Raw genomic sequence first — 19,391 nt, forward strand, 5'->3', positions numbered from 1 at the left:
GCGAGGAACATGACAGAGAAAAGAAAGCTGAGATTGGGAGCGGTCATTCACGGTGTCGGGTCCAGCGTATCGGCTTGGAGGCATCCCGACATTCAGTCGGATGCCAGCATCAACATCTCCTATTATCAAGGGCAGGCGCGCAAGGCGGAGGAGGGCAAGTTCGACTTCGTCTTCATCGCCGACGGTCTGTTTATCAACGAGAAGGCGATTCCGCACTTCCTGAATCGCTTCGAGCCGCTGACGCTGCTGTCGTCGCTGGCGGCGGTCACGAGCCGCATCGGGCTGGTCGGCACGCTGTCCACCTCGTATAGCGAGCCGTTCACGGTGGCCCGGCAATTCGCTTCGCTGGATCACATCAGCGGAGGCCGCGCCGGATGGAACGTCGTGACGTCGCCGGGCGAAGGGGCCGCTTCCAACTTCAATAAGGGAACCCATCCCGATCATTCGACGCGCTACGAGATCGCCGAAGAGTACATCGAAGTCGCGAAGGGGCTGTGGGATTCGTGGGAGGACGACGCGTTCGTGCGCAACAAGGAGAGCGGCGTGTTCTTCGATCCGGAGAAGCTTCACCGGCTGAACCACAAGGGCAAGCACTTCTCCGTGGCGGGGCCGCTCAACATCGCCCGCTCCAAGCAAGGGCAGCCGATCGTGTTCCAGGCCGGCTCCTCGGATTCCGGGCGCAACCTGGCGGCGAAGACGGCGGATGCGGTGTTCACCGGACACGAGACGCTGGAGGAGGCGCGGCAATTCTACGCCGACGTGAAGCGTCGGGCGGCGGAGTACGGCCGCTCCCCGGACGACGTGCTGATCTTCCCGGGAATCGGCCCGATCGTCGGGCGCACTGCGGAAGAGGCGGAGCGCAAGTACGAGGAGACGGCGAACCTCGGGTCCATCGAGGATGCGCTGCAATACTTGGGCCGCTTCTTCGACCATCACGACTTCTCGCAATATCCGCTCGACGAGCCGTTCCCGGAGCTCGGCGAGCTCGGCTCCAACGGCTTCCGCAGCACGACGGACCGGATCAAAGCCAAGGCGAAGGAGCTTAATCTGACGCTCCGCCAGGTTGCGATCCGTTCCACGACGCCGCGGGGCGACTTCATCGGCACGCCCGAGCAGGTGGCCGACCGGATTCAGGAATGGTTCGAGGCGGGAGCGGCGGACGGCTTCATCATCGGCTCGAACGCTCCGAACGGCCTGAACGACTTCGTCGAGCTCGTCGTTCCGATCCTGCAGCAACGCGGCATCTACCGCGACGACTACGAATCCGACACGCTGCGCGGCAACCTGGGGCTGGGCTTCCCGGTTAACCGTTATGTCAAGCAGCCTGCCGCGACGATTGAATCGGACCCCGAATTGGAGAGTGTGAAGCAATGAGAACAACGCATAGACAGCAAGGTCGGACTCATCGAAGTGCCTATTGGAGCACGGCAAGCTTGTTCCTGGCCATAGCGCTGGTCCTGTCGGCATGCGCCGGAGGCAACGGCGGCAACAAGAGCAGCGGAGCAAGCGGAGGCAACGGAGCCGCGGGAGAAGCCCAGTCGTCGTCGGCCGCTCCGTCCGCCGAGCAGGCCGCGGCGGAGACGCCGGTTCAAGGGGGCGAGCTGACCTATGCGCTCGCTACCTCCCCGGACACGCTCGACCCTGCCCGGAGCGGGCTCGCGGTCGCCTCGCGCGTCTATCGGTCGATCTTCGACAACCTGGTCGTCAAGGATGCGAACAACGAGATCAAGCCTTGGCTGGCGACGGAGTGGAGCGTGTCCGACGACGGCCTGACCTACACGTTCAAGCTTCGCCAGGACGTGAAGTTCCAGGACGGCACGCCGTTCAATGCGGAAGCGGTCAAGTTCACCTTCGACCGCATTCTGGACCCGAACACGAAGGCGAGCAACTCGGCGTCGGCGCTGAAGCCGTACGCGTCCTCCGAGGTGATCGACGACTATACGATCAAGCTGGTCCTGTCGACGCCGTCCCGGGCTTTCCTCGTCAACCTGACGCAGACGACCCTGGGCATCGTCTCGCCGACTGCGGTGGAGAAGTATGGCGACCAATTCGGCAAAAACCCGGTAGGAACCGGTCCGTTCAAGTTCGTCGGCTGGCAGGAGAACGCCGACATTACGCTGGAGCGCAATCCCGACTACAATTGGGGGCCGGAGACGGCAAGCAACCAGGGGGCGGCCTACCTGGATAAGCTCGTCTTCAAGATCGTCCCGGAAGAAGCGACCCGGATCGGAAGCGTGCAGAGCAAGCAGGTGCTGGCCGCGGAGACCGTTCCTCCGCAGAATATCGCCGCTCTGAAGGCGGACTCCAACTTCCAGGTGCTGCAGGTCGAGACGGGCGGGCTGCCGTATACGCTGTTCATCAATCAGAACAAGGAGCCCTGGAACGAGCTTAAAGCGCGTCAGGCGCTGCAATACGGAGTCGACATCGGCTCCATCGTCAAGACGCTGTACCTGGGCACGTACGAGCAGGCCTGGTCCGCGCTGACGCCAAGCATGTTCGGCTACGACGCATCGCTGGAGAATTCGGTTCAGCCGGACGCGGACAAGGCGAACCAACTGCTCGACGAGCTCGGCTGGACCGTCGGCTCGGACGGCATTCGCGAGAAGGACGGCAAGAAGCTGACGCTGCATTACGTGGACGGGTCCCCGAATCGCGAGAAGCGCAACGACATCGCCGTCATGATCCAGCAGCAGCTCAAGAAGATCGGCATCCAGGTCGACGTCGAGATTACGAAGGACGTGGCCACGAAGGTATTCCAGAACGACGACTACGATATTTACGGCAACAGCCAGGTGAACGTCGACCCGAATGCGCTGAGCCAGTTCTATCACACCGCCGCTCCGGGCGTGCTCGGCAATATCGCCCACGTCTCCGATTCGCAGCTTGACCAGTGGCTCGAGCAGGCGGCGGTCGAGAAGGACGACACGAAGCGCGCCGAGCTGTACAAGAACGTTCAGCAGTTCATCAAGGACAATGCGGTCATCCTTCCGATCTACGTGTTCCCTTATACGGTTGCCGCTTCGAACAAGGTGAAGGGCCTTGCGTTCGACTCCGTCGGGTATCCGCAGTTCGGCGGCGTGTACATTCAGAAATAAGCGTGGAAAAGAGGTAGCGGCCATGGTTCGGACAATTATCGGGAGAGTGCTGTCATCGCTTCTCGTCATCGCGGGTTCCTCCGTGCTTGTCTTCGTCATCATGTACTTGCTTCCCGGCGATCCGGTCGATTCCTTGATCGACCCCGCCTCCGCCACTCCCGAACAGATCGCGACCCTTCGCCATCAGCTCGGCGTCGATCAGCCCCTCTACGCGCAGCTCGCCGATTACTTCGGCAAGCTGCTGCGGGGAGACTTCGGCAAGTCGCTGCTCAATTCCGAACCGGTGCTTCCGAAGATCATCGAGCATTTTCCGGCCACGTTGGCCCTTGCCGCCGCCAGCGCCCTCCTGTCCGTCATCGTCGGGGTGCTGCTTGGCGTTCTGTCCGCGATCCACCGGAATCGCCCGATTGACGTCATCGCCCGAATCGTGGGCTTGCTGGGCATCTCGATGCCGACGTTCTGGTCGGGTATTCTGCTGCTGCTCGTCTTCTCGATCCATCTCGGCTGGCTGCCGGCGATGGGCTCGGACGGCTGGAAGACGCTCGTGCTTCCCGCTGCGACGCTCGGGCTGATCGGAGGCGGCTTCATCGTCCGGATGGTGCGCAACAGCATGCTGGAAGTGGTGAACGAGCACTTCATCGTGACGCTTCGCTCCAAGGGGCTGTCCGAGCGCGCGATCATGTATCGCCATGCGTTGCGCAACGCGCTCATTCCGTCCGTGACGATGATCGGGATGCTGGTCGGGGAGATGCTCGCGGGAGCGGTTGTCATCGAGACGGTGTTCTCGCGCCAAGGGATCGGCCGCATCGTCGCCGACGCCATTATGGCGAAGGACCTGCCGGTCGTGCAGGGCGTCATTGTGTTCTCGGCCATCGTCTACGTTCTGGTTAATCTGCTCGTCGATATCTCGTATTCGTACATCGATCCGCGCGTCAGACGCGCCGCTTAATGCCGTTTAATAATTGAGGAGGAATATTGATGAGGGAATCGGCAACGGCCAAAGCCTTGCTGCAGAAGCGGAAGTGGGAGCTGCCCGCTCTTCGCTCGTCCGGTCGACGGTTCGACTTATCCCGGCTGTTCGCAGCGGGAGCCGTTGCCGTTATCGCGTTTATCGTGCTGTGCGCCATCGTTCCGCAGTGGATCGCGCCTTATCCGCCCACGGAGATGATGACGGACAGCATCATGCAGGCGCCCAGCGCCGCCCACCCGTTCGGCACCGATTACTTCGGCCGGGACGTGTTCAGTCTCGTCGTCTATGGCAGCCGCGATTCGCTGTTCATCGGCCTGATGTCGGTCGTGGTAGGAGGGCTTGTCGGCGGGACGCTCGGCGCTCTGTCGGGCTACATCGGCGGTCGGCTCGACTCGGTTGCGATGAGGCTTGTCGATACCTTGATGACGATTCCGGGCATTCTGCTCGCGCTCGCCATCGCCGCCGCCATGGGGCCGAGCCTGACGAACATCGTCCTGGCCGTCGCCGCGGCAGCCATACCGGGCTATGCGAGAGTCATGCGCGGGCAGACGATGAGCATCAACGGAAGGCCCTACATTACGGCGGCCCGTTCGATCGGGGTGACTCGCTTCGGGATTTTCTGGCGGCATGTGCTTCCCAATTCGTTGTCCCCTCTGCTCGTGATGTCCACGCTTGGCATCGGCAGCTCCATTCTGGCCGGCTCGGGACTCAGCTTCCTCGGCCTCGGCCTGCTCAAGGAGATCCCGGACTGGGGCACCCTTCTCTCCCAGGGGAGGGGCTACCTGACCGTTGCTTGGTGGATCTGCACATTCCCGGGGCTCGCGATTACGCTGCTGGTGCTGGCCGTCAACATCGTCGGCGATTGGCTGAGAGATTACCTGGACCCGAAGAAGAAGGAAGCTTAACTGCCATTTGGGGTAGAAAAAGGGGGATCGCAACGTGGAACCACTTCTGGAGATCAACCGCCTGTCCGTCGACTTTCACACGAGGAGAGGTCCGCTGCAAGCGCTAAGCGAGGTGAGCCTGACGATTCGCCAGGGGGAGACCGTCTGTCTCGTCGGCGAATCGGGAAGCGGCAAGACCGTCGCCTCGAAGTCGGTCATGAGGCTGATCGATTACGAGAACGGCCGCATTGCCGGCGGCCGGATTCGGCTGGGCGGCCTCGACCTGGCCTCCCTGTCCCAGAACGAGCTTCGTTCCCTCCGCGGCAAGAAGATGGCGATGGTATTCCAGGAGCCGATGGCCGCCTTCGATCCCGTGTACACGATCGGGTACCAGATCGTGGAGACGATCCGCCGCCACGATTCCAAGTCGAAGGAAGATGCTTGGGAGCACGCGGTATCGCTGCTGGACCGGGTCGGCATCCCGGAGCCGCGCATCCGCATGAAGCAGTATCCGGGCGAGTTGTCCGGCGGGATGCTTCAGCGCGCGATGATCGCGCTTGCCCTGTCGTGCGGGCCCGAGCTGCTTATCGCGGACGAGCCGACGACCGCGCTTGACGTCACGATTCAGGCGCAGATTCTGCAGCTTCTTCAGGAGCTGAAGGAAGAGTTCGGGATGTCGATTCTGCTCATCACGCACGATCTGGGCATCGCCGCGGAGATCGCGGACCGGGTTGTCGTCCTGTACGCGGGACGGGTGGCGGAGCAGGCGCCCACGGCGGAGCTGTTCGCGAGGCCGCACCATCCCTATACGCGGGGACTGCTGGATTCCATTGCGACGCTGGATACGGAGAAGGGAGAGAAGCTGCATTCCATCGCAGGTTCGATTCCGAGCCTGACGGCGCTGCCGAACGGCTGCCTGTTCCATCCGAGGTGCCCGCTCGCCACGGACAAGTGCCGAAGCGAGGCGCCTCCGCTCGTCGCCAGAGGCGAACGGGAGTGGGCGTGCTGGCATACAGAAGAGCTGCTGAAGACGACGAAGGGGAACAAGCGGTCCGGCGGACTCGACGCGGCATCGACTGCGGTTCCGCCTGACGGAGCGCTAACGGCAACGTCTCCGTCCTCCTCGCAGGAGCTTCTCCAAGTGGAAGGGGTGCGCAAGTATTATCCGGTCAAGGGCAGCCTGCCCGGACGGAAGCGCGCTTACATTCGAGCCGTGGACGACGTCAGCTTCTCCATTCGCCAGGGAGAGACCTTCGGTCTTGTGGGCGAATCGGGAAGCGGCAAGTCGACCTTGGGCCGGGTGCTGCTGCAGCTTGAGAAGGCGACGGCGGGGCGCATCCGCTTCGACGGCCGAGAGCTCACCGACATGGGGGGGACCTCTCTTCGCTCGGCTCGCAAGGATATTCAGATGATTTTCCAAGATCCGTACGGCTCGCTTGATCCGCGCTGGAACGTCGGCGACATCGTCGGGGAGCCGCTTCGCGTGCATGAACGCTTGAACGCCTCCGAGAAGAAGGAGCGAGTCGCCCGGCTGCTCGAATCCGTCGGTCTGGACGCCTCCTACGCAAGCCGCTATCCGCACGAATTCTCGGGAGGGCAGCGGCAGCGCATCGGCATCGCCCGGGCGATCGCGCTGAATCCGAAGTTCGTGCTCGCGGACGAAGCGGTATCGGCGCTCGACGTCTCGGTGCAGGCGCAGGTCGTCAATCTGCTGCAGGAGCTGCAGGAGAAACTGGGGCTGACCTATCTGTTCATCGCCCACGGCTTGCAGATCGTTCGGCATCTGTCCGATCGAATCGGCGTCATGTACCTGGGCAAGCTGGTCGAGATCGCGCCGAGCCATGAATTGTTCCTGCGCCCGGCGCATCCGTACACGAAGGCGCTGATCGCCTCCGTCCCGAGCGCGGATCTCGGAGCGAAGAGAGAGAGAATTACGCTGCAAGGAGAGATTCCTTCGCCGGCCCGACCGCCTTCCGGCTGCCGCTTCCATACGCGCTGCCCGCTGGCCACGGCTCGCTGCCGGGAGGAGGAGCCGGCGCTGCGGGCGGTCGATCCCGAACATGTCGTTGCGTGCCATTACCCGCTATAATAAGAGATAGGACAGACAGATGAGCATGCAAGGAGGAACAGGGAATGTCGGAACGTTGGTTGGATACGCTGTTCGGGGAACTGGAGAAGGCCGAGGGCGAATTGATTAATGTCAGAAGATATTTGCATCAGCATCCGGAGCTGTCGTTCGAGGAAGAGCAGACGGCGGCGTTCGTCGCGGATCGCCTTCGCGCTCTGGAAGGGATCGAGGTGAGAACGAACGTGGGAGGCCGGGGCGTCCTTGGCGTTCTGAAGGGAGGAAGGCCGGGGCCGACTCTGGCCTTCCGCGCCGACTTCGACGCGCTTCCGATCCAGGACGAGAAGGAGACGCCGTACAAGTCGACGGTGCCCGGCGTCATGCACGCCTGCGGGCACGACGGCCATACCTCGACGCTGCTCGGCGTCGCGGGAGTGCTCAGCCGTTACCGGCACGAGCTGAAGGGCAGCATCGTCTTCATCTTCCAGCATGCGGAAGAGAAGCCGCCGGGCGGGGCCAAGTTCATGATCGAGGACGGCGCCCTGGACGGCGTCGACGAGGTGTACGGTGTCCACGTCTCGTCCGACATTCCTTACGGCCGGGCCGGCCTGAAGGAAGGACACGCGATGGCGGCCGTCGACGCCTTCACGATCACGATCCGCGGCAAGGGCGGCCACGGAGCGCGTCCGCACGACGCGGTCGACTCCGTCGTCATCGGCAGCCAGGTGGTCGGAGCCCTGCAGCAGATCGTCAGCCGCCGGGTCAATCCTCTTCAGCCCGTCGTGATTAGCGTGGGGGTTTTCCAGGCGGGGACGGCGTTTAACGTGATCGCCGGAACGGCCAAGCTCGAAGGAACGGTCCGGACCTTCGACAAGCAGGTGAGAAGCCAGGTCGAGGAGGAGATCCGGCGCGTCGTCCGGGGAATCTGCGAGTCCGCCCACGCGACGGCCGACATCGAATACTTGAACGGCTACCCGTCGCTTGTGAACCCGAAGGCCGGCTTCGAGCGCGCCCGGGATACGGTCAAGCGGGTGCTCGGGGAGGACTCGTTCATCGAGCTGCCCGCCGTCATGGGAGCGGAGGACTTCGCGTATTACCTGGAGCATCGGCCGGGCGCGTTCATCCACGTCGGCGCCCGCAATGATGAGGAGCGCACACACTACCCGCACCACCACCCCCGCTTCGACTTCGACGAGAGGGCGCTGCTCGCCGCCGGCAAAGTGTTCCTGACGCTTGCGGCGGAATCGCTGCTTGGCGAATAAAGAGGGGAACGGGGCGCGCGAGTCGGCGCCTGCCTAATGGATCATGCCCGCAGTTGAGTCGTGGTGACTCAACTGGGCCGGGCAACCGCTGGATCATGCCCGCAGATGAGTCGTGGTGACTCAACTGGGCCGGCCGATCGCCGTATGGTGCCCTCAGTTGAGTCGTGGTGACTCAACTGGGCCGGGCAACCGCTGGATGGCGCCCTCAGTTGAGTCGTGGTGACTCAACTGGGCCTATTGCTCGCTTGCTTGCACGTCGTTTTGCCCTTCCATCGGGGCTGGAAGCCGCCGAAGAAGCTGGCAATGCCGACGAAGCCGGTGTGTTGCCGAGGACTGTCCGAATTTATGTGAAAATTCACATTGGCGTCTCACGCTAGAGGGCGAATTGGCCGATTATATGCGAAAAATCACATATATGGCGCCAACTCCGGCTCGAAATTCCGTATATATGCGAAAAATCATATAAAATGCCTCGACTCCCCCGGAATCCGCGCCAACGAATGTGAAAAACCACATAAAATCGTGATGGTGGTCGGAGCAAGGAGGATGAACGGCGCTCCAACCCCCTTCAAAGCGCCGAATAGTGGAGACCCGCCAAGTAACCTCGCTCCTCCCAAGCTTCTCCGACGAACGAGATAGCGGAGATGCGTGAGCACCCCACCCTACCGCCTCAGCCCCTTCAAAGCGCCGAATAGTCGAGACCCGCCAAGTAACCTCGCTCCTCCTAAGCTACTCCGCCCTAGCTCCCCCGATGTACTACGAGACAGCGTAGATGCGCCAGCCCCTCGCCGCACCATTCCCGCACCATTCCGCGCCGCCCCCGCCCGCAGACGCTAGAGTTAGCGGGGGCAACTCATTCATTGAGACTCGAACAAGAAGACTCGCACCGCACGGACACGGAGATAAGGCGCCGCACCCCATTTTCCCAGCGTAAGGATCTGTCCTCTCTCGAGAGGGGCCTCCGAACAGGATCTGAGCAGGGGGGATATGCCACGCCTATTTGTACGCCTATTGTGACGATCTCTTATTTATATGACTCACAAAATAATTTATATTAAACATATTGCATTATATATGAGTCATTATTATAATTAGTACATCACAATGACGAGGCGCATCATGAGCAAAAGCATTCGGAGGTGTCGGCAGGAGAGGCAGTTTATCAACCGAGAGGAGGAGAACACATGCGTGAAGATAGCAGCGCCAGCGCAGTGCAGGATTCCAGCCAGGAGAACGAACTCGGGGTTGTGATCTGCAAAAGCTGCAATGAGGTCATCTATACGCTCCCGACTAACGGGTTCACGAAGATCGCCGGAGTGTGCGGCAAGGCGGAATGCCAGGAAACCAGCAGCAGAAGCGGAGGACGGCCAGTTTGACGAACCAATACGTATACGCGTTCCATGAAGGGAATGCCCGAATGAAGCAACTGCTTGGCGGCAAGGGAGCGAACCTGGCGGAGATGACCCGAGCGGGGCTGCCGGTGCCGCCGGGCTTCACGGTAACGACGGAAGCTTGCCACGCCTACTTCAAGTCCGGCAATCAATTGACGGAGGAGACGATCCGCCAGATTTTTGACGCGCTCGCGCGGTTGGAGAGCGAGACAGGGCAAGCGTTCGGCGACGCTCGCAATCCGCTGCTCGTCTCGGTGCGCTCGGGCTCCGTCACCTCGATGCCGGGAATGATGGACACGATTCTGAACCTGGGGCTGAACGACGAGACGGTTGAGGGACTGGCTGCCGCGACGGGCAATCCCCGGTTCGCTTACGATTGCTACCGCCGCCTGATCCAGATGTTCGGGAGTGTTGTGCTCGGCATCGAAGGGATGCACTTCGAACGACTGCTGCATCGATTGAAGGCGAAGCGGGGGGCGGAAGCGGATCAGGACGTTGCGGCGGAAGGCTGGCGGGAGCTGATCGAGAACTACAAAACGTGCGTGAGGTCCCAATCCGGGCGAGAGTTCCCGCAGAATGTCCGTGAGCAGCTTGGGCTGGCGACGGAGGCCGTATTTCGTTCGTGGAATAATCAGCGTGCGCAGGTGTATCGCCGGATCAACCGGATTCCGGACGATCAGGGCACCGCGGTCAACGTTCAGAGCATGGTATTCGGCAACAAGGGTGACGATTGCGGCACCGGTGTCGTGTTCACGCGCAATCCTTCCTCCGGCGAGGCGAATCTGTTCGGGGAATATCTGATCAATGCCCAGGGCGAGGACGTTGTGGCGGGAGTCCGCACTCCGCAGACAATCGGAACGCTGCGAAGCGAGATGCCGGATATGTATGCGGAGCTGTCCCAGGTGTGCGCCCTGCTGGAGCGCCGTTATCAGGACATGCAGGATATCGAGTTCACGGTGGAGAGCGGCAAGCTGTACGTTCTGCAGACGAGAAGCGGGAAGCGGAACGCCCAGGCGGCGATGAAGATCGCGGTCGATCTGGTGCAGGAAGGCGTCTTAACGATGGAAAAAGCGCTGCTGCGGATCGAAGCGTCCCACCTGGACCAACTGCTTCACCGGGGGATCGACGAGTCGGCGGCGGCCGATGTGCTTGCTGTGGGATTGCCCGCTTCGCCGGGCGCGGCGATCGGCAGGATCGCCTTCGATCCCGACGTCGCTTCCGAGTGGAAGCAGGCCGGCAAGCCGGTCATTCTTGTGCGGCCCGAGACGACGCCCGAGGACATTCACGGCGTGCTGGCGGCGGAGGGCGTCCTGACGAGCCGCGGCGGCATGACGAGCCATGCCGCCGTCGTCGCGAGGGGCATGGGCAAGCCGTGCGTATGCGGCTGCGAGGATATTCGCATCGACGAGGAGCGGAAGCGGCTGGTCGTCGGCGGCCGCGAATTCGCCGAAGGAGAATGGATAACGCTTGACGGAGCCAGCGGCCGGGTTATCGCCGGAGCCGTTCCGCTGAAGGAGGCGACGGCTTCGCCCGAATTGCTGCAGATGCTTGCCTGGGCCGACGAGGTTCGTTCGCTCCGCGTCTACGCGAACGCGGACACGCCGGAGGATGCGCGGATCGCCCGCGAGTTCGGGGCGGAGGGCATCGGGCTTTGCCGGACGGAGCATATGTTTTTTGCTCCCTCTCGGCTGGAGATCATGCAGCGGATGATCGTGGCGGATACGCCGGAGGAGCGCAAGGAAGCGCTGGACGGGCTTCTTCCGATCCAGCAATCTGACTTCGAGGGGATTTTTGCCGCGATGGATGGCCTGCCCGTTACGGTTCGCCTGCTCGATCCTCCTCTTCACGAATTCCTGCCGAAGGCGGGCGAGCTTCAGACAAGCCTTGCAGAGGCAAAGTCGGAGGCGGAGCGAACGGAGATCAAGCAACTGATCCGCAAGGTCCAATCGCTGCACGAGGCGAATCCGATGCTCGGCCAGCGCGGCTGCCGGCTCGGCATCGTCTACCCCGAGATCTACGACATGCAGATCGAGGCGCTGTTCAAGGCGGCCGCCGCCCGGATCGAACAGCAGGCGGACGTGCGGCTCGAGATCATGATCCCGCTCGTCGGAGACGCGAGCGAGCTCAAGCTGCTTCGCGGGCGAATCGACGAGATCGCCGGGCAGATTCTGACGGAAGAAGAGAGGCGGAATTGCCGCTATACGGTCGGCACGATGATCGAGGTGCCGCGTGCGGCGCTCACTGCGGGCCGAATTGCGGAATACGCGGACTTCTTCTCGTTCGGCACGAACGATCTGACGCAGATGACGTTCGGCTACAGCCGCGACGACGCGGAGGGCAAGTTCCTGACCCATTATCTGGATCGGAAGCTGCTGCCGCACAACCCGTTCCAGGTGCTGGACGCGGAGGGTGTCGGCCAGTTGATCGACTTGGCGGTAACATCGGGCCGAGCGGTGAAGCCTGCGCTGAAGACGGGCATCTGCGGCGAGCACGGCGGAGACAAGGATTCGATCGCTTTCTGCCATCGCGCCGGCTTGAACTATGTCAGTTGCTCTCCGTACCGGATTCCGTTGGCCCGGATCGCCGCCGCCCAGGCCGCGGTGGAGCAGGGGGCGATGGTTGCGGAGCGGGGTACGGAGACTGGGGCGGGGATCGTCGAGATTGCACCGGAGACCGGGATGGAGCACGAGACTGCGAACGGAACGGGGAATGAGACGGGGAATGAGACGGCGACCAGGATCGAGACCGAGATAGCGACCGGGGGCGAGATGGGAGCGGACCAAGCCGCGAAAGCTATTTGAATTTAACCTAGCAAGCTACAATCGCACAGAACGGCGAACCGGAAACTCCTGACCCGCGGCCCGAACGAGCAAATAAGCCTGAAATTTCGAGTACACTTCGCGGTCTGAGGCATGAACGAGCAAATAAGCTTGAAAATTCGACTATATTTCGCGACTTGAGGCCCGAACGAGCAAATAAGCCTGAAATTTCGACTACATTTCCACTAGCTTTGCAAAGAAGTTAACATCAATTGGAACAAAAAAATAAAGTTTCATTTTAAGTGAATAGGATACTTATATTTCCATCTATTGCTTTCGGTGAATGGGCTAAAAAGTCGACACCTCATAAAAAATGAGAGCAGTTACCATTTTCAGTTAATATTCCTTTTTATAGGTTGAATTCGTTCGCCAACACGATTTTTTGGGACTTCTGCTTCTTCGGGTGTATCCGGGGTCGGCCTCGTTTGGGTTTCTTCTGACGCCCTTTTGACGTTTTCGTCGGTTTCCGGAACAAGGTGTCAAGCAGTTTCTCCCAACTCTTGGCCATGTATTGACGAATCCGTTTCAATACGGTGCACAGGCCGTGCTTCGTTCCCGTATAAAGCTTTACCAAGATACACAAGGCGTGGGCGATCAGGGACATGTAAATCTGATTCCATACCGCTTGCGGCTTATGGCTGTACAGTTTCGCCAGCCGTAAGTATTGCTTCATCCATTTGAAGAATAACTCGATGTCCCAGCGGGCGTGGTAGATATCCGCGATTTCCCTTGCCGATAGGTCCCAGCGGCTTGTGACCAGTCGGTATATCCGGCCTTTGTCGTCCTTGAACGCCACCAAACGCAGCCTCATGGTTTGATCCGGCTGCTTCGGAACGACCATCAGAACATCCGCATCCAGCAGCAAATCCGTTTCTTCTGACGGGAGCTCGCGCTTCTCCAGGATCTCGGTTCTACTGCGCTGCTGAATACGGGCGACAAAGAAGAGGCCCGCTTTAAGCCACTTCCTGAAGTGCGCATAGTTGATATACCCACGATCCATGACGTAGGTAGTGCCCTGCTCAGTGACCAGTTCAACCGCAACTTCCGTATCGGCAACGGCTCCCGTCGACAACACAACTTTACTCGGGATCGCCAGATCCGGCCACTGCGTGCTCAGTCGCATATGCAGCTTGACCTGATTCTTTCCTTTGCTGGTATACGCCCATTTGCCATGATAATCAGGGAGCGTGATCAAGGAAGAATCGATAAGGGATAAGGGAATCAGTTCCTTTTTCAGTTCGCTGTTTTCCCGTGTTTGCGCAAGCGTATCCTGAATGCGCCGCGTGATGGTCTCGAACTGGTACTGCAGCAGCCACGTTGGCAGCTCGTACAACCTGCGAGAAAACTGGGAAGCGCTCAGTGACTCTATTCCCGTGAGCGCTTGTAGTTCCAAGCTATCGCGAAGGTTTTCTACAATGCAATCGGGGTCTTTTCGATCGGACAACTGGGCTTCGACGAACAAACGGATGAAAGCAACGAGCGTAAGCTTCTGCTTGCGATAATCGAGGTAATCGCAAACAAACTCGGGAATATCCAACCATTCAAGGCATTGACTGATGACGGTTTTTGAAGTATTGTTACCCATGTCTGGTCTCCTTTGTAATGGAGTGGGTAACATGCCCTCTACATTCACAATAGGAGATTTTTTTATTTTCCTCCAGATATAAATCATCAAGAAAATACATTTTTAGGTACATTTTGAAACACAATTTCATGTCAGGTTTGATGCAAAGCTAGTGCTACATTTCGTGATTTGAGGCCCGAACGAGCGAATAAGCCTGAAACTTCGAGTATATTTCGCGGTCTGAGGCCTGAACGGGCAAATAAGCTTGAAAATTCGACTACACTTCGCGGTCTGAGGCCTTAACGAGCAAATAAGCCTGAAACTTCGACTATATTTCGCGACTTGAGGCCTGAACGAGTAAATAAGCCTGAAATTTCGACTACATTTCGCGACTTGAGGCCCGAACGAGCGAATAAGCCTGAAATTACGACTATGTTCCGCGGTCCGCGGCCAAACCGGCCAGCTTCCAGCTCAATCGTAATAGCACCTCATACCATGCGAGAAGTATCGAAACGGGCGAGAAGGCTGTGTGATTGAAGTTCCGATTCGGTTACAATGAAGAAGCAGGAATGCCGTATCGGGAGGGAATCGAGATCGAACTGTCACCCCGTCAATTGGAGATTGTCGAACTGATCAGGATACATGCCCCGATTACCGGGGAACAGATCGCGGAGCGGCTTGGCGCTACCCGGCCGACGATCCGCTCCGACCTCGGCTTGCTCGTTATGCTGGGTTACATCGACGCCAAGCCGAAGGTCGGGTACTTCCCGGGCCGCAACTCCATGAAGGAGCGGTCGGAGGCGGAGTCCATCGCCGGACTCAAGGTGCGCGACGTCATGGGGCTTCCGGTCGTGCTGCGCGAGACGGCTTCCGTCAGCGATGCGGTAGTCGCTCTGTTCCTGGAGAACGTCGGCAGCCTTGTCGTCGTCGATTCCGCCAATATGCTGGCGGGCATTGTCTCCCGCAAGGACTTGCTTAAGGTGACGCTCGGCAATGCGCAGGCGGCGAGCGTGCTTCTCGGCATGGTCATGACGAGGTATCCGAACGTCGTCACGGTGTCTCCCGACGACACGGTCCGCGAAGCCCTGCGCAAAATGATCGCGCACGAGGTGGACGGCCTGCCCGTCGTTCAGCCCGCGAATGCGGGAGAAGAGAGCGGCGCTTCCGAGGCTTCGGCGTCCAAGCTGGAAGTCGTCGGGCGGATGACGAAGACAACGCTGGCCAAGTTGGTATTCGACCGGATGGAGCCGCAATAACGTCGGCGGCGAACGTCGGCCGGCAATCACGAGGAGAGAATAGGTTGAACGAGACAGCGCGCACCATATTTGTCTGCTCCGATTCCGTGGGCGAGACGGCCGAGACCGTCGTTCAGGCGACGATTCGGCAATTCGACGCGGATGGAACGGGGCTGCGGCGATTCTCGCACATCAAGTCGGAGGATGAGATCCGCAATCTGATGGAAGAAGCGGCCCGAAGCGGGAGCTTCGTCGTCTATACGCTTGTGCTGCCCGAGCTAAGGGAGATGATCCGCCAGGAGTCGATCCGGCTGAACGTGTTCGCCGTCGATATCATGGGGCCGGTCATCGAAGCGTTCGTGCGGACGTTCAATACGCCGCCGCCCAAGCAGAAGCCCGGCCTTCTTCATGTCATGGATCGGGACTACTTCCGCAGGGTCGAAGCGGTCGAGTACACGGTGAAGGGAGACGACGGACAGAATTCGAACTCCTGGGCGCAGGCGGACCTCATTCTTCTCGGAATCTCCCGAACCTCCAAGACTCCGCTTAGTATTTTCCTCGCTCATAAGGGGTATAAGGTGGCGAACTATCCGCTCGTGCCGGAGGTGAAGCCGCCGAATGCGCTGTCCGAGCTGCGGGGAGGCCGGTTCGTGGGCTTGACGATGAAACCAGAGAAGCTGATTCAGATTCGCGCGGAACGGCTCAAGGCGATGGGTCTTCCGTTCGGGGCCGCCTATGCTTCGCTGGAGCGCGTTGCCGAGGAATTGGAGTACGCCCACTCGGTCTTCCGGCGGTTGGGCTGCCTGGTTGTGGATGTAACGGACCGCGCAATCGAAGAGACGGCCGGGGTCATCTTGGAGAGCCTGTCGTTGAAGTAACCTATCGAATCCTAACCTATCGAACCTAGCGGAACGGTTGCCGCAGGGTTGCGTCGAGACGGAATGGAATGCAGAGACTGCTTCATTGGGCTTGGGATTCGGTTTGGATTCGGGATGCTTGTCCGGAATTCGTTCCGTTGCGTGAGAGAGGCATGGCCCGTCGGGCCATGCCTCTTCATTGCGAGCCTATCGTTACTGCCGGTCGTCCCCCGCGCTCCGCGATTGCGAAGCCTCTTAGGCATTCTTGCCGAAGGTGGCCCCGCCGTCGATGTACAGGGGAGCGCCCATCATGAACTTCGATTCGTCCGAGGCCAGGTAGAGGGCGGCGTACGCGACATCCTCCGGACGGCCGAGCTCCCCGCCCAACTGCCGCGTCTTGATGGCGGCGATTGCGGCTTCGGGGTCCTCATAGGAAGTCTTTAGGTAATTCTCCACGAACGGCGTCATGATCGTGCCCGGCACAAGAGCGTTTACGCGAATGCCGTAAGCCGCGTAGTCGACCTGCATCGCCTTGGTCAGCGCAAGCACAGCTCCCTTGGTCGCTCCATAAGCCGCTCTGCGGGCCAAGCCGATCTCGGCGACGCAGGAAGACATATTGATGACAGTCCCCGATCTTCTCTCCATCATGTGGGGCAGAATGTACTTGCTGGGCAGGAAGACGCCCTTGACATTCACATTCATGATAGCGTCCCATTGCTCCGCTTCGACCTCGTGAATCGCCCCGACATGGCTGATTCCGGCGTTGTTGAACAGAACGTCGATTCTTCCGAAGTGTTGAATCGCCTGCCGCACCATGTCTTGGACGGATTCGGGATTGCACACGTCCGCATGGATGAACAAGGCTTGATGCCCTTCCTCTTCAATGAGCCTCTCCGTCTCCCGGCCTCTCGACTCATTCACATCGTTCACGACGACGGAGGCTCCTTCTCTCGCGAACAGCTGCGCCGAGCACCTGCCGATTCCCGAACCCGCGCCCGTAATAACGACAATTTTCCCTTCCAATCTGCCGGACATAGCGTCCCAACCTTTCTTAAGATGATTAACAAATTCAACCTAACATATTGAGTACAATAAAACAATATTGTATACTAAAATAAAAATACGTATTTCATTTGGAGGCGGAATATGAGCTATCGTATTGCCATTGCCGTTACGGAACCTGGGTTCCCGGATTATCGTCAGGAGAGAAGCATTCTGGAACCGCTCCCTGCCCGCCTCGAGGCGCGCACCTGCTGCACGGCGACGGAGCTTGTCGATCTATGTCGCGATGCCGATGCCATCCTGGTTCATCACGCGTCTTTTACCAAGGAAGTAATCGATCAGTTGACCAGGTGCAAGGTTATCGTCCGTTACGGGATCGGCTACGATACGATCGATATCGAAGCTGCGGCGGCAAGAGGCATTCCGGTGGTCAATGTTCCCGACTACGGGGTTCAGGAGGTAGCCGATCACACGTGGGCTCTTCTGCTGGGCACGGTCCGGAGAGTGCCGGCGATGGACAGGAACGTGCGCGCGGGAGACTGGCGAATGGCATCCGTCGGCCCCATTATGGGTCTTCGGGACAAGGTGCTGGGGCTGGCGGGGTTCGGGAACATCGCCCGAGAAGTCGCCCGGAGGGCGCAAGGCTTCGGGCTGAAGATAACGGCATACGACCCCTTTGTGCCGGATGAGGTTTTCGGGGAGATGGGCGTGCGCAGGGTCGATCTTCACACGTTGCTCGGAGAGAGCGACATTATCACCTCGCATCTTCCTCTTACTCCGGACACGAAGCATCTGTTCAACCGGGAAGCGTTCGGGCGAATGAAGAATACGGCTTATCTGATCAACACGTCAAGAGGCGGGGTCGTCCATACGGACGATCTCGTATGGGCTCTGGACAACGGCGTCATTGCGGGAGCGGGGCTCGACGTGTTCGACCTGGAGCCTCTGCCGGAGGGACATCCCTTGCTGAAGGTTGACGGGTGCGTGCTGAGTCCGCATGCGGCATGGTACTCGGAGGATTCTGTCGATCGGCTGCAGCGCTATGCGGCGCTCGAGGTGGAGCGGGTGCTGAAGGGACAGCAGCCCAAGCATGTCGTGAACGGAATTCGAATCGGCGGGCGAGAGGAGCGAGAGGAGAGGAAGAGCGATGCCTAGGGTGTATGGACAATTCCTGGACAAGGCAAGTCTGTTGAAGCGGGTAGGCAGCATGGAACAGCTCGCTTATGTTCGCCCGTTCGTCTATGGGGAAGGCGCAGCCGAAGGGGTGAAGGCGTTCGAGGTGTCGAACGGGACGGGGCTGGAATATACCGTGCTCGAGAGCAAGGGAATGGATCTGATCGGGATGCGGTATAAAGGAATGAATTTGCATTACGCGCCGAAGTCCGGTGTCGTCTCTCCGGCCTTGGCGGACATGAACGGAACGGAGTTCATGCGCTCCATCTCGGGAGGGATGCTGTACACGTGCGGGCTGTCCAATGTAGGGACGGCCTGCGTGGACGAGGGCTTCGACCACCCCTTCCACGGCCGAATGAAGACGACCCCGGCCGAGATGCTGTCGGCGGACTGCCATTGGGAAGGAGACGAATACGTGCTGAGTTTATCCGGTCAGATGCGGGAAGCGGCGATATTCGAGGAGAATCTGACGCTCCGCAGGACGCTGAGCACCTCGGTTGGCAGCAAGTCGGTGCGTATTCGGGATACGCTGGAGAATCAGGGCTTCGAGGAGCGGCAGTTGATGCTGTTATACCATATCAATATCGGGTTTCCCGTTCTGGACGAAGGGGCCGAGCTGATTCTCCCGAGCCGGGAGAAGCTTGCCCGGGATGAGGAATCGGAGCGGCACGCCTCGCGATTCGACGAATTGTCCGGCCCGATTGTCGGGTTCAGAGAGCATGTCTATCGTCATCGATTGTCCGCCGGCCGATCCGGATGGACCGGGGCGGCCGTCATCAACCGGCGGCTGGGGCTGGGCGTTTATGTCAAGTACGATCCGCTCAGACTGCCCTATCTGGTTCAGTGGAAGTCGCTAAGAGCCGGGGATTACGCGACCGGACTCATGCCTGCGACCTGCTTCGTCAACGGCCGGTCGTTCGAGCGGGAGAACGGAACGCTGCAGCCGATCGCGCCTCTTCAGCAGTTGACCTACGAGCTGGAGATCGGTGTGCTCGAAGGGGAGGAAGAATTCGGGGAGTTCATGGACTTCTTGTCCTGACAGTTCATGAGGAGCAACAAGGGAGCGCCCGCTTC

14 protein-coding genes are annotated in these 19,391 nt (G+C 59.9%); 12 read left to right on the plus strand and 2 right to left on the minus strand.

Annotated features, from left to right (window positions below):
• The first annotated feature begins 9 nt into the window (after positions 1–9).
• From E6C55_RS01175 to ppdK, 8 genes are all read left to right on the plus strand, one after another.
• Positions 10–1,374, plus strand: coding sequence for an LLM class flavin-dependent oxidoreductase (locus E6C55_RS01175; RefSeq protein WP_136367934.1), 1,365 nt, complete (start codon positions 10–12; stop codon positions 1,372–1,374).
• The gene (locus E6C55_RS01180; RefSeq protein WP_136367935.1) at positions 1,371–3,095 is read left to right on the plus strand and encodes an ABC transporter substrate-binding protein; all 1,725 of its coding nucleotides are present in this window, start codon (positions 1,371–1,373) and stop codon (positions 3,093–3,095) included. Before E6C55_RS01175 ends, E6C55_RS01180 begins: the two co-directional genes overlap by 4 nt.
• Positions 3,096–3,117: 22 nt before the next feature.
• Positions 3,118–4,044 carry an ABC transporter permease gene (locus E6C55_RS01185; protein ID WP_136367936.1) on the plus strand — a complete coding sequence of 309 codons (927 nt, stop codon included), beginning with the start codon at positions 3,118–3,120 and terminating at the stop codon, positions 4,042–4,044.
• Positions 4,045–4,073: 29 nt separating this feature from the next.
• Positions 4,074–4,970 carry an ABC transporter permease gene (locus tag E6C55_RS01190; protein ID WP_136367937.1) on the plus strand — a complete coding sequence of 299 codons (897 nt, stop codon included), beginning with the start codon at positions 4,074–4,076 and terminating at the stop codon, positions 4,968–4,970.
• 34 nt (positions 4,971–5,004) lie between these two features.
• On the plus strand, positions 5,005–7,038 hold the full coding sequence (locus tag E6C55_RS01195) for an ABC transporter ATP-binding protein (protein WP_136367938.1): 2,034 nt from the start codon (positions 5,005–5,007) through the stop codon (positions 7,036–7,038).
• A gap of 44 nt (positions 7,039–7,082) precedes the next feature.
• A complete protein-coding gene (locus E6C55_RS01200) occupies positions 7,083–8,276 on the plus strand; it encodes a M20 metallopeptidase family protein (RefSeq protein ID WP_136367939.1) in 1,194 nt (397 codons plus the stop codon).
• A gap of 1,184 nt (positions 8,277–9,460) precedes the next feature.
• A complete protein-coding gene (locus E6C55_RS01205) occupies positions 9,461–9,652 on the plus strand; it encodes a GapA-binding peptide SR1P (protein WP_136367940.1) in 192 nt (63 codons plus the stop codon).
• Positions 9,649–12,468: a pyruvate, phosphate dikinase gene (gene ppdK, locus E6C55_RS01210; RefSeq protein WP_407923682.1), complete on the plus strand. Its 2,820-nt coding sequence runs from the start codon at positions 9,649–9,651 to the stop codon at positions 12,466–12,468. Before E6C55_RS01205 ends, ppdK begins: the two co-directional genes overlap by 4 nt.
• A gap of 367 nt (positions 12,469–12,835) precedes the next feature.
• On the opposite strand, the gene E6C55_RS01215 is transcribed toward ppdK, so the two are convergent.
• The gene (locus tag E6C55_RS01215; protein WP_168735387.1) at positions 12,836–14,071 is read right to left on the minus strand and encodes an IS4 family transposase; all 1,236 of its coding nucleotides are present in this window, start codon (positions 14,069–14,071) and stop codon (positions 12,836–12,838) included.
• 548 nt (positions 14,072–14,619) lie between these two features.
• Between E6C55_RS01215 and E6C55_RS01220 the strand changes: the two genes are divergently transcribed.
• Both E6C55_RS01220 and E6C55_RS01225 read left to right on the plus strand, forming a co-directional pair.
• Complete coding sequence (locus E6C55_RS01220) at positions 14,620–15,306, plus strand: helix-turn-helix transcriptional regulator (protein ID WP_168735399.1); 687 nt, start codon at positions 14,620–14,622, stop codon at positions 15,304–15,306.
• 44 nt (positions 15,307–15,350) lie between these two features.
• Entirely contained in the window at positions 15,351–16,163 is an 813-nt protein-coding gene (locus E6C55_RS01225; protein WP_136367943.1) for a pyruvate, water dikinase regulatory protein, read from the plus strand.
• A 234-nt stretch (positions 16,164–16,397) separates the two neighbouring features.
• Here the strand turns inward: E6C55_RS01225 and E6C55_RS01230 are convergent, their stop codons facing one another.
• Complete coding sequence (locus tag E6C55_RS01230) at positions 16,398–17,177, minus strand: SDR family NAD(P)-dependent oxidoreductase (protein ID WP_136367944.1); 780 nt, start codon at positions 17,175–17,177, stop codon at positions 16,398–16,400.
• Between the two features lie 111 nt (positions 17,178–17,288).
• Between E6C55_RS01230 and E6C55_RS01235 the strand changes: the two genes are divergently transcribed.
• Positions 17,289–18,299 (plus strand): C-terminal binding protein, encoded by a 1,011-nt coding sequence (locus E6C55_RS01235; protein ID WP_136367945.1) that lies wholly within the window; start codon positions 17,289–17,291, stop codon positions 18,297–18,299.
• On the plus strand, positions 18,292–19,356 hold the full coding sequence (locus E6C55_RS01240; RefSeq protein ID WP_136367946.1) for an aldose 1-epimerase family protein: 1,065 nt from the start codon (positions 18,292–18,294) through the stop codon (positions 19,354–19,356). The genes E6C55_RS01235 and E6C55_RS01240 overlap by 8 nt, the downstream gene beginning before the upstream one ends.
• Positions 19,357–19,391: the final 35 nt, after the last annotated feature.

It is taken from the genome of Cohnella fermenti, assembly GCF_004801405.1.
Lineage (GTDB): Bacteria > Bacillota > Bacilli > Paenibacillales > Paenibacillaceae > Cohnella > Cohnella fermenti.

Excerpts from the sequence above, each read along its gene's own strand:
- E6C55_RS01175 (WP_136367934.1), top strand. The coding sequence starts at position 10 with ATGACAGAGAAAAGAAAGCTGAGATTGGGAGCGGTCATTCACGGTGTC.
- E6C55_RS01180 (WP_136367935.1), top strand. The coding sequence starts at position 1,371 with ATGAGAACAACGCATAGACAGCAAGGTCGGACTCATCGAAGTGCCTAT.
- E6C55_RS01185 (WP_136367936.1), top strand. The coding sequence starts at position 3,118 with ATGGTTCGGACAATTATCGGGAGAGTGCTGTCATCGCTTCTCGTCATC.
- E6C55_RS01190 (WP_136367937.1), top strand. The coding sequence starts at position 4,074 with ATGAGGGAATCGGCAACGGCCAAAGCCTTGCTGCAGAAGCGGAAGTGG.
- E6C55_RS01200 (WP_136367939.1), top strand. The coding sequence starts at position 7,083 with ATGTCGGAACGTTGGTTGGATACGCTGTTCGGGGAACTGGAGAAGGCC.
- E6C55_RS01205 (WP_136367940.1), top strand. The coding sequence starts at position 9,461 with ATGCGTGAAGATAGCAGCGCCAGCGCAGTGCAGGATTCCAGCCAGGAG.
- E6C55_RS01215 (WP_168735387.1), bottom strand. The coding sequence starts at position 14,071 with ATGGGTAACAATACTTCAAAAACCGTCATCAGTCAATGCCTTGAATGG.
- E6C55_RS01220 (WP_168735399.1), top strand. The coding sequence starts at position 14,620 with ATGCCGTATCGGGAGGGAATCGAGATCGAACTGTCACCCCGTCAATTG.
- E6C55_RS01230 (WP_136367944.1), bottom strand. The coding sequence starts at position 17,177 with ATGTCCGGCAGATTGGAAGGGAAAATTGTCGTTATTACGGGCGCGGGT.
- E6C55_RS01235 (WP_136367945.1), top strand. The coding sequence starts at position 17,289 with ATGAGCTATCGTATTGCCATTGCCGTTACGGAACCTGGGTTCCCGGAT.
- E6C55_RS01240 (WP_136367946.1), top strand. The coding sequence starts at position 18,292 with ATGCCTAGGGTGTATGGACAATTCCTGGACAAGGCAAGTCTGTTGAAG.